Raw genomic sequence first — 14,052 nt, forward strand, 5'->3', positions numbered from 1 at the left:
GAGGGGGCCAGCCGGTGCGGCATACCGAATAACTCATCCTCAAGAGGAAATTGTCATGAAGAAGTCTCTCGTTCTGGCTACCGTGATCGCTGCTGCTGCTCTGGCTGCTTGCGGCAAGAAGGAAGAAGCTCCTGCTGCTCCCGCCGCTCCTGCTGTGGAAGCTCCCGCTCCTGCTGCTGAAGCTCCTGCCGCTCCTGCTGCTGACGCTGCTGCTCCCGCCGCTCCTGCTGCTGACGCTGCTGCTCCCGCCGCTGACGCTGCTGCTGACGCCGCCAAGCAAGCTGCTGACGCTGCTGCCGACGCTGCCAAGCAAGCTGCTGAACCCGCAGCCAAGTAATTTGCACTCCTCCTCCACGCTGCGGGCCCAGGCCTGTCAACCGTGGTGGCAAATGCACCAAAAAGCCCGCCTCTGGCGGGCTTTTTGTTTGTGGGCTGGGCATTTGGCCTTCATGGTTGCTGTGGCTTGCAAGCAGCAGCCAGTTGTGACGGGACCGTGCAGGGGTCCTGCGCCTGCCCCTGGCGGCGTTCACTGCATGTTGCCAGCGCCGTATCGGCACTCCTGGCTACGCACATGGGGCTGCCCGTTCAGGCGGGGCCGAAGTGGGGATGTTGCGCTGTAGGGGGGCGCTGGACGGAGTGTGGTGGAGTCAGGCTACCGTTGCATGGCGGTCGTGCGCAGAGGCGCTGCCTTCCATCTCGCAAGCGCGAGGCTCTGAGGTGAGCTGGTTCGGCAGCATGGCCGCGTTGACGCTTCGGTCCCATGCCATACCGCCATGGGCGCTTGGGAGCACGGTGTATCCCCAGAGGATTGGCCACGCTGCGGACTGAAAATGCCATGAAAAAAGGCTGCCGAGGCAGCCTTTGGGTGGAGGATCCCGAAGGGATTACCGCAGATCGTCGGCAATGACGCGCACGATGCGCTGGGCGTTGACGTCGCTCTCGGGCTGGCCGTTTTCGCCCAGCACCACCACGCGCGACTTGGCGCCTTCGCTGCGCACAGCGATCTGGTACTTGGCGGGCTTGGCCTCGGCCTTGGAGCCGAACAGGCTGCCGAAGAAGCCCTTCTTCTTTTCTTCCGTGTCGGGGTTGGCCGGCACGTAGCGCACGAAGTACAGGCCCTTGCTGCGGTCACGGTCTTCCACGGTGAAGCCGGTACGGTCCAGGGCCACACCGACACGGCGCCAGGCGCGGTCGAAGGCTTCGTCGATTTCCACGGCGGGTTGGCCGTTGAGCGTGGTCACGCGGGTCGATTGGGCCACGGTGGGCTTGGTGCCGCCAGCGGCCACCACGGCCTTGGACTGCTCTTCGGTGCTGCCCAGGCGCACCATGATGCGGCGCAGGAATTCGGTTTCCAGCTCGGGATCGGCGGCGCGTGGCTGCCAGATGGTGCTGTCCTTCTGCTGGTTGGCATAGACCTCCTGCATGCCGCGGTGCGTCACGTAGATTTCGGTCTTGCCGTCGGCGCGGCGTTCCAGGCGGGTGCGGAAGCGGTCACGCTCGCTGGTGGAGTACAGCGAGTCGAACACCTTGCCCAAGGTGGAGCGGATCACGTCCTGGGGCAGCTTGGCGCGGTTTTCGGCCCAGTCGGTTTCCAGAATGCCCAGCTCGGGCTTTTCAATGGCCATGTTGAAGCCACTTTCCAGCCAGAAATCGCGCACCGGATCCCAGATCTTGTCAGCAGGGCGGTTGACCACCAGCCAGCGCTGGTTGCCGTCACGCTCGATGGTGACGTCACCCACGGTCAGGGCTGCGGCCTTTTCCAGCGGCGGTGTCACCGATGCCTGGCCAGCCTGCAGCTCACGGGCCGAAACGCTGGAGCCGGGCACGTTGTAGCGTGTGTCGCGAGAGAGCTGGTTCAGATCGGGAGGCACATCCAGGGTCACGCCCTTTTTGGCACTCTTATAGTCGATCTTGTCGTTCTCCAGCACAGAGCAAGCCGACAGAGCGACGGCAATGCCCAACAGGCTCAGTCGTGTGATGTTTTTCACGCAGGAAATCCTTGAGGGTCAAGACATGGGAAAGCGCCGGGTGACACCCGGCGCAAACCGCTATTAGAGCAGACCCGCGTCGCGCAAAGAAGTTTCCACTACGGCGTGGTTGTTTGCGGACAGCGGTGTCATGGGAAGGCGCATGGTAGCGCCACACAGACCCATGCGTGCAACAGCCCATTTCACAGGGATGGGGTTGGCTTCCACAAACAGGTTTTTGTGCAGTGGCATCAGCTTGAACTGGATGTCCATGGCGCGCTTGACATCACCGGCCAGCGCGGCCTGGCACAGCTCGCTCATCAGGCGCGGGGCCACGTTGGCGGTGACGGACACATTGCCGTGGCCGCCCAGCAGCATCAACGCGACGGCAGTGGGGTCATCGCCCGAGTACACGCCAAAATCCTGGGGCACATCGCGGATCAGCCACTGTGCGCGTTCGATGTTGCCGGTGGCTTCCTTGATGCCGAAGATGCTGTCGATCTGTGCCAGGCGCAGCACGGTGTCGTGCTGCATATCGGCCACGGAGCGGCCGGGCACGTTGTAGAGCATCATGGGCAGGTCGCCTACGGCCTCGGCAATCGCCTTGAAGTGCTGGTACTGGCCTTCCTGCGTGGGCTTGTTGTAGTAGGGCACAACCTGCAGCTGGCTGTCGGCGCCGACCTTCTTGGCGTAACGGGCCAGCTCGATGGCTTCGTGCGTGCTGTTGGCGCCGCAGCCGGCCATCACGGGCACGCGGCCTGCGGCCTGCTCCACGGACACACGGATGATTTCGCAGTGCTCTTCCACACTCACCGTGGGCGATTCGCCGGTGGTGCCGACCACGCCGATGCAGTTGGTGCCTTCGGCCACATGCCAGTCGATGAGTTTGCGCAGGCTGGGGTAGTCGACGCTACCGTCCTCATGCATGGGAGTGACAAGGGCAACAATGCTGCCCCGCAGGGCGACGGAAGAAGTGGTCATGTCCGCAAAGTGAAACGGGAAAAATTCATTCTACCCAGCGGATCTGGTGAAGGGCACTGGGCAGACAGGGTGGCAACGCTCATGACGCTGTTTCTGCCATTTTGATGCAATTATTCGCCGATGTGACGATAAATTATTTTTTGTTTCGTCGAATGTGTTGCGTCCGTGCCGGTGCTGTGGGACGGGCGCGTGCAGCGGCACGGGCTAGGGCTGCCCGAGGGACAAGGCGGTGCGGCCGTTGCAGGCATCCCCGGCAGGGCCGCTCCACCTTCACTCCTCGTGCACCCAGGCGCCGACAGCGGCCTGGGACAGCCGCTCCAGCAGATGGGCTGCATCGTCCTGGCGCACCACGGCAAAGCGCAGGCAGTCGCTGTCGGTGCGCAGCTGCAGCAAGGCCAACTGCTGCGTGCCCAGGTGCTGGGCCAGGCTGTCCAGTCCATCCTGCATGCCGTCCCCCTGGGTGGCGCGGTCCCACTGCCAATCGCGTGTGCCGGGCAGCCACTGGCTGCCGGCCAGACCGTCGGCATCCTTCCAGTCCAATTGGGCAAACTGCGGCGCAATGGCCAGCAGATGTTGCCAGTACAGCGTCAGGTCATTGTCGTCGCCATAGAGCTCCAGGGTGTCGGGGTCGAAATCCGGGTCCTCGGTGTCCCTGCCAAAGTCGTCCGGGTCCGGGCGGGCGACCGCTTCGCGCCAGCGCTCGGCCAGTGCATCGCCGGCGCCGGCATCGCCCAGGCACAGCATGCGAGCCACGTCCTGCATCCAGTCCGTGTCTTCGGCATCCACCAGATCGCTGCGGCGCAGGACGCGCACTTCGGGGTTGGTAGCACCTTCCAGGTTGCGGCGCAGGGCCTCGGTGATGTCGCCCCAGGTTTCGCCGGTGGGCGCGAAGCTGAAGTCTTTCAAAGAGAACCAGCCCATCTCCGCTTCAGGGCCGCTGCCCATGCCGGCCAGCAGCGCGTTCTTCTGGATGGTGCGGGCCAGTGGTGGGCACCACAGGGCGGGTGCACACAGCAGCTGGCCTTGGGTGCTGAAGACATGGGGCTGGCCTTCGGGGCTGTAGGCCAGCAGCTTGCCGCCGGGGAAAACTTTGGGGGGCGAATCGTTGAAGCCGCGCTCGATCTGGGCAAAGGCGCAGGGCACGCGCAACACACCGCTGCGGTGGAGCACGCCTTCGCGCCATGGGCTGTTGCGGTCGCCTGGGTGCTGGCGCTGGAAGGCCACCGCCAGGCCGTTTTTGGGGTTGAAGTTCAGCACGTGGCTATAGATGCTGTCGAACAGCGGCTGGCCGGTGGCGTCCAGCACCAGCATGATGTCGTCGCTGCGGCGCGCACGCACGAGCCCATCATCCTGAGAGAGTTCGATCTCTTTCAGGCCGCTGTACAGCTCTGCCTGGTCGGACAGGCGCAGCAACGCATAGCTGCCGTCGGCTGCTTGGGTCTGGATCAGGTGCGGTGTCAGCGCCCAGGCTTCGGGATAGCCTTGGTCTGGGGTGAGCAGCCACAGTCCATTGGCGTCCTGGATGCCCCGGCGCTCGGCCTGTCCTGGATGCTCCGGCGGGTAGACCAGGTTGATGCAGCCGCCGCTGGCAAATGCGCCATGGGCCCCGGCATCCGGATGCAGCAGCCAGCGGCCGTAGGGCGTGACCAGACCCTCAGGCCAGTGTTCACGCTCCTCCTCCGTCTTGCAGGGCTGTCCGGTGCGCGGGTGCAGCTTGGGCATCACCACGTAGGCATCGAGTTCTTCCTCCCAGGCGCCGTGGTAGCGCTCTTCATAGTGCTCCGACAGCCAGGCGGGCCAGTCGTCGGTGGTATCGCGTTCGATCAGCTCGGTGCGTGCCACCACCGAAGGGCTCCACCAGCCCAGCTGGGCGGCGGGCGATTGCAGCAGGCTCTGCAGCGCCTCGGGCAGGCCCGGGGTGCTGCAGTCCCACAACAGGCATTGATCACGCTGGGCCTGCAAAAAGGTGGTGTACACGGGCTCGTCAAATTCGTGCGGGCACAGCGTGGCGCAGTCCAGCAGCAGCCAGCGGCGCGTGCTGGTGGTGATGGCCTGGTCGATGTCCTGCCATTGCCGGCGCTGGGCGTCAGGCCAATGCGCGGGCAATGGCTCCATCTGCGTCTTCAGCCATTGCCAGCGGGCTTTCACACCGTCCATGGGGGCTGCCAGGGCGGACAGGCTTTCGTTGTCCCCGTAGGCGCTGCAAGGTACCAGAGCGGGCAGGTGGCGGGCATCGCCCATCAGCAGGCTGAACAGCCGTGGCGTGTGGTCGAACCATTCGGCCCAGCCGTCGCAGGGGCTGCCCGATGCACCCGGGCGTGCCGGCCATGCGGTGGTGGAACTGGGGTATTCGTCGTGGGCCAGCAGCAGGGCGTAGGTGGGCATGGAGTGCAGTGATTCAGAAAAAGGGTAGAGAGAAGTTCCATGGGCCGAACGTGCTACCCCGGATGGGTGCGGAGTGGCCAGGAAGCCTTGCCATGGCATGCGGTGTGCCTGGGCCGCAGACCTTGGTGTGTCAGGGCGTGGGTGTGGCTCCATGGCGACCACAGGCGGCCATTGCTGAAGGCATCGGCCTGCTGGAAAGACCGGGTGACCAGATTACGGCGTCAGCCGCGCGGGGAGCGCACTGGTACCTGCCGGGCGGATGGCGGCGATGCGCTGCACCACGCGGTCGGGCTGGCGCAGCTGCCCGCATTCGTAGGCCACCACCTGCCAGCCGGTGCAGACCTGCAGCAGCTCGCCGGGTGCCAGCAGAAAGTCCGGGCGTGAAGGCTTGCCAAAAGCCTCGTTGCCCTGGCCGAAGGTTTCATACAGCAGCACGCCGCCGGGCGCCACGCTGTCCAGGATCTGGGGCCACAGGGGGCGCCACAGGTAATTGGTGACCACCACCGCGCCAAATTGCCGCCCTGGCAGCGGCCAGGGGCTGTTTTCGATATCGGCGCAGACCAGCTCGCCCAGACCGGGCAGGGCGGCCAGTGCGGTCGCATCGCGGTCCACCCCGGTCATGGTGTGACCATTGGCAGCCAGCCAGCGCAGGTGGCGGCCGCTGCCGCAGGCCACATCCAGCACGCTGCAACCGGCAGGCAGCAGATGGCGCCAGCGCTCGATCCAGGGGGAGGGCGCTTGCTGGGCATGCGGGAGTATGGAGGCAGGTGACGTGGCGTGGATCATGTAGAAAACTATAGCAGCCTGCGTTTCGGGGCCGGGTGGTGCAGACGGCCTGGACTGACCAGGGTCAATGGCTGCCGAGCGGACGCTGCAGGGCCGCCAGCGCCATGCGTTCCACCACGCCCGGGGCGATCAGCTTGACCCAGCGGCCCAGCCGCCCTTGGCGTGTCATGACCACCTCGCGTTGGCGGCGTTCCATGCCCTGCAGGATCAGCCGTGCACATTCGGCCACGGGCATGGCATGTTCTTCCTTCAGGCCGCTGACGCCTGCGGCCTGGCCTTGGGCGTTGTAGCCGTGGTAACGGATGCGGGTGTCCACCACGCCGGGGTAGGCCGTGGTCACGCTGACGTCGGCCGGTTTCAACTCGGCGCGCAGCGCTTCGAAAAAGCCGGCCTGGGCAAACTTGCTGGCGCTGTAGGCCGTACGCCCGGGCACGCCCACCAGCCCGGCCAGCGAGGACACGGCCACGATGCTGCCGTGCGAGGCTTTCAGGTGCGGCAAGGCCGCATGGGTGCACCACACACTGCCCCAGAAATTGGTGCGCATCAACTGCTCGTACCAGGCCAGGTGCTCGGCACTCACTTCTTCGAACAGGGCATGGGCCGATACGCCCGCGTTGTTGACCAGCACGTCCAGGCCGCCGAACTGCTGCACGCTCTGTGCCACCAGGGCGCGGCAGGCGGTTTCGTCGGAGACATCGGTGGGGACGGCCAGCAACTGGGCGCCGTGGGCCTGGCACTGGTCCGCCACGGCCTGCAGTTTGTCGAGGTTGCGCGCAGCCAGCGTGAGCTGCAGCGACTGCTGGTGGTGCCGTGCCAGCTGGAGTGCCATTTCGGCGCCGATGCCGTCAGAGGCACCGGTGATGAGAATGCGGGGCATGAGACCTCCCGGCCATGCCGCCGGGGCGGGCTGCCCCCAGGCTCAGAAGCAGGCCCAGACTTGGTTGGCGAGTGTGACCATGAAGTCCGGCTGCAGATACAGGGCAAACACTGCTGTCAGCACTGCGGCGATGGCCGCCCAGACCAGCGCCCGCTGCCAGCCGTGCAGCCGCGGCGGGACAGAGGGCGGGGCGGTGCTGGGGGTGTGCATGGCAGCGATGGTAGCGCTGAACGGCGGTGCGAGACCGATCAGGCGGTGGCCGGCTTGCGCACCAGGGCCTGCTCGCGCACCGGCAGGTTGACGACGGCGGCAAAAATGCCCAGCGCAATCGCCAGATACCAGACCATGTCGTAATTGCCGTTGCGGTCATACAGGTAGCCGCCCAGCCACACGCCCAGGAAGCTGCCCACCTGGTGGCTGCAGAACACAAAACCGCCCAGCATGGACAGATGCTGCACACCGAAGATCTGGGCGATGGTGGCATTGGTCAGCGGCACGGTGGACAGCCACAGAAAGCCCATGGCGGCCGAGAAGAGGTAGACCGACCAGGGCGACAGCGGGGCCAGCAGGAAGGCAATGATGACCACCGAGCGCAGTCCGTAGATACCCGACAGCAGGTAGCGCTTGGGCATTTTCTGGCCCAGATTCCCGGCAATGTAGGTGCCGAAGATGTTGAACAGGCCCACCAACGCCAGGGAATAGCTGGCCACCTGGGGCGCAATGCCAAAGTCCTTCAGGTAGCTGGGCATGTGCACGCCGATGAACATCACCTGAAAGCCGCAGACAAAGTAGCCCGACAGCAGCAGCACAAAGCTGGGGTTGGTCCAGGCTTCGGCCAGGGCCTGGCCGATGGTCTGGTCGCGCTGGGGCGCAGCACCTGCCGTGCGGCCAAAGCCGGGCTCGCGCAGGCCAAAGGCCAAGGCGGCAATCACCAGGGCAATCACCGCCAGGATCAGGAGCGCGTTGGACCAGCCGAACTGCGCAATCAGCCCGCCTTCGACCGGCACCATGAAGAATTGGCCGAACGAACCGGCAGCGGCCGTCACGCCCATGGCCCAGCTGCGGCGGTCGGGCGGAATCTGCCGGCCCAGCACGCCATAGATCACCGCATAGGTGGTGCCGGCCTGGGCCGCACCGATCAGCACCCCGGCCGTGAGTGCAAACAGCAAGGTGGAGGGCGACAGGGCCATGCCCACCAGGCCCAGCGCGTACAGGATGGCGCCGCCGATGAGCACCTTGAAGGCGCCCAGTTTGTCGGCCATCATGCCCACGAAAATGCCCAGCACGCCCCAGGACAGGTTCTGGATGGCAATCGCCAGGGCAAAGGATTCGCGGGTCCAGCCCATTTCCTGGGTGATGGGCTGCAGCCACAGGCCGAAGCCATGGCGTATGCCCATGGACAAGGTGACCACTGCGCCCCCGCACAGCAGCACCTGCAGCATGGACAGGCGGTTGGAGGTGTTGTTTTGGTTTTGCATAGCTGTGGAATGTATCCAGTTCACCCCCTGCCTGTGGGGCAGCCCCACCTCGCGAATGGACTCCGGCGCGACAGCCTGCTGTGTTAGCGTTGTGCCCGGAAATGCCCCGGCGCTGGCGCATGTGCAAGCAATGGCGTCAGGGGTAACTGTTTATTTATCCAGCTGTGCGCTGGCGCGCGCACTACAATCCGCCCCCATGGCAGCCAAACCCTCTACTTCCATTCCCGAATATTCGGAAGGTTCGATCCGTGTCCTCAAGGGCCTGGAGCCGGTCAAGCAACGCCCCGGCATGTACACCCGCACCGACAACCCCCTGCACCTCCTGCAGGAGGTGATCGACAACGCGGCCGACGAAGCCCTGGCCGGCTACGGCAAGCGCATCAAGGTCTCGCTGCATACCGATGGCTCGGTCAGCGTGGAAGACGATGGCCGCGGCATTCCCTTTGGTCTGCACCCCGAAGAAGGCGCTCCCGTGGTGGAGCTGGTCTTCACCCGCCTGCATGCCGGCGGCAAGTTCGACAAGGGCCAGGGCGGCGCCTACAGCTTCTCCGGCGGTCTGCACGGCGTGGGCGTGTCGGTGACGAATGCACTGTCCACCCGTTTGGAAGTCACCGTGCACCGTGACGGCCAGGTGGCCCATCTGGTGTTTGCTGGTGGCGATGTGGTCGAGCACCTGACCGTGCGCCCGCTGCAAAGCGGCGAGCGCAAGCAGGGCACCACCGTGCGCGCCTGGCCGGACGCCAAATACTTTGAATCGTCCAACCTGCCCATGGGCGAGATGGTGCACCTGCTGCGCAGCAAGGCGGTGCTGATGCCCGGCGTGAGCGTGTCCCTGGTCAACGACAAGAACCGCGACACGCAAAGCTGGCAGTACAAGGGCGGCCTGCGCGACTACCTGGCGCAAAGCCTGACGGGCGATCCCGTCATTCCCCTGTTCGAGGCAGAGGGCTTTGCCGACCGGCACAACGACAACTTTGCCGAAGGCGAAGGTGCGGCCTGGTGTGTGGCCTTCACCGAAGAAGGGGCACCGCTGCGCGAGAGCTATGTCAACCTGATTCCCACCACCGCTGGCGGCACGCACGACAGCGGCCTGCGCGACGGCCTGTTCCAGGCGGTCAAGGCGTTCATCGACATGCATTCGTTGCTGCCCAAGGGCGTCAAGCTGATGCCAGACGATGTGTTTGCCCGCGCCAGCTATGTGCTCTCGGCCAAGGTGCTTGACCCCCAGTTCCAGGGGCAGATCAAGGAGCGCCTGAATTCCCGCGACGCCGTGCGCCTGGTCTCGGGCTTTGTGCGCCCGGCGCTGGAGCTGTGGCTGAACGAGCATGTGGAGCACGGCAAGAAGCTGGCCGAACTGGCCATCAAGGCCGCACAGACGCGCCAGCGCGCCGGCCAGAAGGTGGAGAAGCGCAAGGGCTCCGGCGTGGCCGTGCTGCCCGGCAAGCTCACCGACTGCGAAAGCCGCGATCTGGCCCACAACGAGGTGTTCCTGGTCGAAGGGGACTCGGCCGGCGGCTCCGCCAAGATGGGACGGGACAAGGAGACCCAGGCCGTGCTGCCGCTGCGCGGCAAGGTGCTCAACACCTGGGAAGTGGACCGCGACCGCCTGTTTGCCAACACCGAAATTCACGACATCTCGGTGGCCATCGGTGTCGATCCGCATGGCCCCGATGACACGGTGGATCTGTCCGGCCTGCGCTACGGCAAGATCTGCATCCTGTCCGATGCGGACGTGGACGGCTCCCATATCCAGGTGCTGCTGCTGACGCTGTTCTTCAAGCATTTCCCCAAGCTGATGGATGCCGGTCATGTCTGCATCGCCCGTCCGCCGCTGTTCCGCGTGGATGTGCCGGCGCGCGGCAAGAAGCCTGCGGCCAAGGTGTATGCGCTGGACGAAAGCGAGCTGAACGCCATCCTGGAGAAAGCGGCCAAGGAAGGTGTGGCGCGCGAGAAATGCCAGATCAGCCGCTTCAAGGGCCTGGGCGAGATGAACGCCGAGCAGCTGTGGGAAACCACGCTCAACCCCGACACGCGCCGCCTGCTGCCGGTGCAGGTCGACACCATGCCGCTGCAGGAGACGGAGCACCTGATGACCCGTTTGATGGGCAAGGGCGAGGCCGCCTCGCGCCGTGAGCTGATGGAGCTGCACGGCGACGCGGTGGATCTGGACATCTGAGGCCCTGCCATGCCGCTGTCTTTCATTGCATGGCTGCAGACTTTTCGGGCAGGGCCGCAGCGCGCGGCACGCCTGGCGGGACTGCGCCTGTGCGGTGAACGAGGGCTGAGCCCAAAGAGCCAGGGGTGGGCCCGGTATCGACAGCTGCTGCTGACCCTTGGGGTGGCGGCTGCCGCGCTGGCGCTGCCCGGCGCGGCCCGGGCCGATATCTGGGCCTATGTGGATGGTCAGGGCGTGACCCACTTTGCGGCCGAGCCGCTGGACGAACGCTACCGCCTGTTCTTCCAGGGCGATGATTTCGATTCGCAGCGCGATGGCACGCCCCGGCACAGGGGCAACGGCTCGGGCCTGAAGGTGGACGCGGCTTCCGTGGCATCGGCCAGCAAGCTGGCGGCGTATTTCTCGTCCTCGGCCCAGTACCAGCGGGTGCGCCGCCATGTGGAGCACACCGCGCAGAATGCTGGCCTGGATGGCGAGTTGCTTAAGGCCTTGATCGCCACCGAATCCGGCTTCGATGTGGATGTGGTCTCGCCCAAGGGCGCCGTGGGGCTGATGCAGCTGCTGCCGGCCACGGCCGAGCGCTTTGGCGTGCGCGCCGATGCGCGCCGCTCGGTGGCCCACAAGCTGACCGACCCCGCCACCAATCTGCAGGCCGGTGCCCGCTACCTGAAGTACCTGATTGCCATGTTCCCGGGCCGGCTGGACCTGGCGCTGGCCGCTTACAACGCAGGGGAAAACGCGGTCAAACGTTTTGGCCAGGCGATTCCTCCGTACAAAGAAACCCAAAACTATGTCCGCACCGTGCTGGCGCTGTACGAACAGCTGCAGCCCGGCGCCTCCATGGCGGCTTCGGTGGCCACGCGCGGTGGCCGCCAAGCGGCCGTCCCCGGCACAGGCCGGGTGCGCATGGAGTTGCGCGGCGACCAGCCGGCTGCGGACCTGAGTACTACCCCGAACTTTCTTCCATGAGTGACCATTTGACGCTAGACCTTGCACCCCCCGCCGAGGGCGGTGACTCGCTGGACCTGGGCGCCTACGCCCAGCGCGCCTACCTGGAATATGCCCTGTCCGTGGTGAAGGGCCGGGCCCTGCCCGATGTGGCCGATGGCCTCAAGCCCGTACAGCGCCGCATTCTGTACGCCATGGACCGCATGGGCCTGTCCTATGGCGGCAGCACCGGCAACACCGCGGCCAAGCCGGTCAAGAGCGCTCGCGTGGTGGGTGACGTGCTGGGCCGTTTCCACCCCCACGGAGACCAGTCCGCTTACGACGCGCTGGTGCGCATGGCGCAGGATTTCAACCAGCGCTACCCGCTGGTGGACGGTCAGGGCAACTTCGGCAGCCGCGACGGCGACGGTGCCGCAGCCATGCGGTACACCGAAGCCCGGTTGTCCAAGATCACGCGCTTGCTGCTGGACGAGATCGATCAGGGCACAGTGGATTTCGTGCCCAACTACGACGGCAGCACCGAAGAACCCCAGCAGTTGCCCGCGCGCCTGCCGTTCTCGCTGCTCAACGGCGCCAGCGGCATCGCCGTGGGTCTGGCCACCGAAATTCCCAGCCACAACCTGCAGGAAGTGGCCGAAGCCTGCGTGGCGCTGATCAAGAAGCCCGCACTGGCCGATGAGGAGCTGTTTGCGCTGATTCCCGGTCCCGATTACCCCGGTGGTGGCCAGATCATCAGCAGCAGCCACGACATTGCCGAGGCCTACCGCAGCGGCCGCGGCAGCCTGAAGGTGCGCGCGCGCTGGACGATCGAGGAGCTGGCGCGCGGCCAGTGGCAGTTGGTGGTCAACGAGCTGCCTCCGGGCGTGAGCACGCAGAAAGTGCTGGAAGAGATCGAGGACATCACCAACCCCAAGGTCAAGACCGGCAAGAAGGCACTGACGCAGGAGCAGAACCAGCTCAAGGCCAGCATGCTGGCGGTGCTGGACGGGGTGCGCGACGAGTCCAGCAAAGACGCAGCGGTGCGCATCGTTTTCGAGCCCAAGACCGGCAAGGTGCCGCAGGCCGAGCTGGTGGTGGCGTTGCTCGCCCACACCAGCCTGGAAACGTCCAGCTCCATCAACATGACCTGCATTGGGCTGGATGGCAAACCGGTGCAGAAGCCGCTGCGCCAGATGCTGGAAGAGTGGATCGACTTCCGCCAGGCCACCATCACCCGCCGCAGCGAATACCGCCTGGCCAAGGTGCTGGACCGCATCCACATCCTGGAGGGCCGCCAGGCCGTGCTGCTGAATATCGATGAGGTGATTGCCCTCATCCGTGCCAGTGACGAGCCCAAGCCGGCGCTGATGGAGCGCTTCCAGCTGTCCGAACGCCAGGCCGAAGACATTCTGGAGATCCGCCTGCGCCAGTTGGCACGGCTGGAAGCCATCAAGATCGAGCAGGAACTGGCCGCATTGCGCGGCGAGCAGCAGGGGCTGGAAGAAATCCTGCAGGACTCCAAGGCGCTGCGCAGCCTGATGGTCAAGGAAATCAAGGCCGACGCCAAAGAGTTTGGCGATGCCCGCCGCACCCTGATCCAGGCCGAAAAGAAGGTGGTGGCCGAGCTCAAGGTGGTGGATGAGCCGGTGACCGTGGTCATCTCCGAAAAAGGCTGGGTGCGCACGCGCCAGGGCCATGGCCACGAGGCCGCGGTGTTCACCTTCAAATCCGGCGACCAGCTGTGGGGCACGTTCGAATGCCGCACGGTGGACCAGCTGATCGTGTTTGGCGACAACGGCCGTGTCTACAGCGTGGCCGTCTCCAGCCTGCCTGGCGGACGTGGTGACGGCCAACCCGTCACCACCATGATCGACCTGGAATCCGGCAGCCAGATCACTGCCTACTTTGCAGGCAACGCCGACAGCCAGTTGCTGCTGGCCAGCTCCGGCGGCTATGGCTTTGTGGCCAAGCTGGAATCCATGGTGGCCCGCAACAAGGCGGGCAAGTCCTTTGTGACGGTGCAGGACGGCGAGACGTTGTGCCTGCCCAGCAGCCTGGCCGCCATTGCAGCCACCACGGCCGACGGTGCCGAGACGCCGGCCGCCACCCATGTGGCCTGCCTGTCCAGTGATGGCCATGTGCTGACCTACGCCCTGTCCGAGTTGAAGCTGATGAGTGGCGGCCGTGGCCTGCAGCTGATGAAGCTGGACGACAAGGCCAGCCTGGTGGGCGTGGCGGCCTACACCCGCAGCGTGCGCATCACCGGCAATGGACGCGGCGGCAAGGACCGGGAAGAAACCCTGGAAATCCGCAGCCTGAACAACGCTGCCGGCAAACGCGGCAGCAAGGGCAAGGCCGCAGGCTGGACCTTCAAGCCCAGCGGCATCTTCCGGGTGGAATAAGCCGGCACGTTCCGTGCCCCCAGCAAAAAAGCCAGCTGCGTGCTGGCTTTTTTGCGTCCCGATGGCAGGGCAG

General features: G+C 65.5%; 11 protein-coding genes. 4 read left to right on the forward strand and 7 right to left on the reverse strand.

What is annotated here, in order from left to right; all coding sequences use genetic code 11:
- Positions 1–55 precede the first annotated feature (55 nt).
- On the forward strand, positions 56–337 hold the full coding sequence (locus B3349_RS10495; RefSeq protein WP_283339482.1) for a hypothetical protein: 282 nt from the start codon (positions 56–58) through the stop codon (positions 335–337).
- A gap of 547 nt (positions 338–884) precedes the next feature.
- On the opposite strand, the gene bamC is transcribed toward B3349_RS10495, so the two are convergent.
- The 7 genes from bamC to B3349_RS10530 all read right to left on the reverse strand — a co-directional run bounded on the left by bamC (position 885) and on the right by B3349_RS10530 (position 8,438).
- The gene (gene bamC / locus B3349_RS10500) at positions 885–1,988 is read right to left on the reverse strand and encodes an NlpB/DapX family lipoprotein (RefSeq protein WP_291588545.1); all 1,104 of its coding nucleotides are present in this window, start codon (positions 1,986–1,988) and stop codon (positions 885–887) included.
- Positions 1,989–2,051: 63 nt separating this feature from the next.
- Entirely contained in the window at positions 2,052–2,948 is an 897-nt protein-coding gene (gene dapA, locus B3349_RS10505; RefSeq protein ID WP_291588546.1) for a 4-hydroxy-tetrahydrodipicolinate synthase, read from the reverse strand.
- Positions 2,949–3,218: 270 nt separating this feature from the next.
- Positions 3,219–5,333, reverse strand: coding sequence for a DUF6630 family protein (locus B3349_RS10510; protein WP_291588547.1), 2,115 nt, complete (start codon positions 5,331–5,333; stop codon positions 3,219–3,221).
- Positions 5,334–5,546: 213 nt separating this feature from the next.
- Complete coding sequence (locus tag B3349_RS10515) at positions 5,547–6,119, reverse strand: class I SAM-dependent methyltransferase (RefSeq protein ID WP_291588548.1); 573 nt, start codon at positions 6,117–6,119, stop codon at positions 5,547–5,549.
- Positions 6,120–6,183: 64 nt separating this feature from the next.
- Positions 6,184–6,996, reverse strand: a complete 813-nt coding sequence (locus B3349_RS10520) for an SDR family oxidoreductase (protein WP_291588549.1) — start codon at positions 6,994–6,996, stop codon at positions 6,184–6,186.
- A gap of 42 nt (positions 6,997–7,038) precedes the next feature.
- Positions 7,039–7,206, reverse strand: a complete 168-nt coding sequence (locus tag B3349_RS10525) for a hypothetical protein (RefSeq protein ID WP_291588550.1) — start codon at positions 7,204–7,206, stop codon at positions 7,039–7,041.
- Between the two features lie 38 nt (positions 7,207–7,244).
- Entirely contained in the window at positions 7,245–8,438 is a 1,194-nt protein-coding gene (locus B3349_RS10530) for an MFS transporter (protein WP_291588660.1), read from the reverse strand.
- 232 nt (positions 8,439–8,670) lie between these two features.
- On the opposite strand from B3349_RS10530, the gene B3349_RS10535 reads away from it, so the two are divergent.
- The 3 genes from B3349_RS10535 to parC are packed head-to-tail and all read left to right on the forward strand — an operon-like array spanning position 8,671 to position 13,979.
- Complete coding sequence (locus tag B3349_RS10535) at positions 8,671–10,650, forward strand: DNA topoisomerase IV subunit B (protein WP_291588551.1); 1,980 nt, start codon at positions 8,671–8,673, stop codon at positions 10,648–10,650.
- 9 nt (positions 10,651–10,659) lie between these two features.
- Complete coding sequence (locus tag B3349_RS10540; protein ID WP_291588552.1) at positions 10,660–11,619, forward strand: lytic transglycosylase domain-containing protein; 960 nt, start codon at positions 10,660–10,662, stop codon at positions 11,617–11,619.
- The gene (gene parC, locus B3349_RS10545) at positions 11,616–13,979 is read left to right on the forward strand and encodes a DNA topoisomerase IV subunit A (protein ID WP_291588553.1); all 2,364 of its coding nucleotides are present in this window, start codon (positions 11,616–11,618) and stop codon (positions 13,977–13,979) included. The genes B3349_RS10540 and parC overlap by 4 nt, the downstream gene beginning before the upstream one ends.
- The last annotated feature ends 73 nt before the right edge of the window (positions 13,980–14,052 follow it).

The organism is Comamonas sp. UBA7528, from assembly GCF_002479375.1.
Classification (GTDB): Bacteria; Pseudomonadota; Gammaproteobacteria; order Burkholderiales; family Burkholderiaceae_C; genus Comamonas.

Bases quoted from the DNA above. Each gene is read 5' to 3' on its own strand.
- B3349_RS10520 (WP_291588549.1), bottom strand. From the start codon at position 6,996: ATGCCCCGCATTCTCATCACCGGTGCCTCTGACGGCATCGGCGCCGAA.
- dapA (WP_291588546.1), bottom strand. From the start codon at position 2,948: ATGACCACTTCTTCCGTCGCCCTGCGGGGCAGCATTGTTGCCCTTGTC.
- B3349_RS10525 (WP_291588550.1), bottom strand. From the start codon at position 7,206: ATGCACACCCCCAGCACCGCCCCGCCCTCTGTCCCGCCGCGGCTGCAC.
- B3349_RS10495 (WP_283339482.1), top strand. From the start codon at position 56: ATGAAGAAGTCTCTCGTTCTGGCTACCGTGATCGCTGCTGCTGCTCTG.
- parC (WP_291588553.1), top strand. From the start codon at position 11,616: ATGAGTGACCATTTGACGCTAGACCTTGCACCCCCCGCCGAGGGCGGT.
- B3349_RS10510 (WP_291588547.1), bottom strand. From the start codon at position 5,333: ATGCCCACCTACGCCCTGCTGCTGGCCCACGACGAATACCCCAGTTCC.
- B3349_RS10540 (WP_291588552.1), top strand. From the start codon at position 10,660: ATGCCGCTGTCTTTCATTGCATGGCTGCAGACTTTTCGGGCAGGGCCG.
- B3349_RS10530 (WP_291588660.1), bottom strand. From the start codon at position 8,438: ATGCTGCAGGTGCTGCTGTGCGGGGGCGCAGTGGTCACCTTGTCCATG.
- B3349_RS10535 (WP_291588551.1), top strand. From the start codon at position 8,671: ATGGCAGCCAAACCCTCTACTTCCATTCCCGAATATTCGGAAGGTTCG.
- B3349_RS10515 (WP_291588548.1), bottom strand. From the start codon at position 6,119: ATGATCCACGCCACGTCACCTGCCTCCATACTCCCGCATGCCCAGCAA.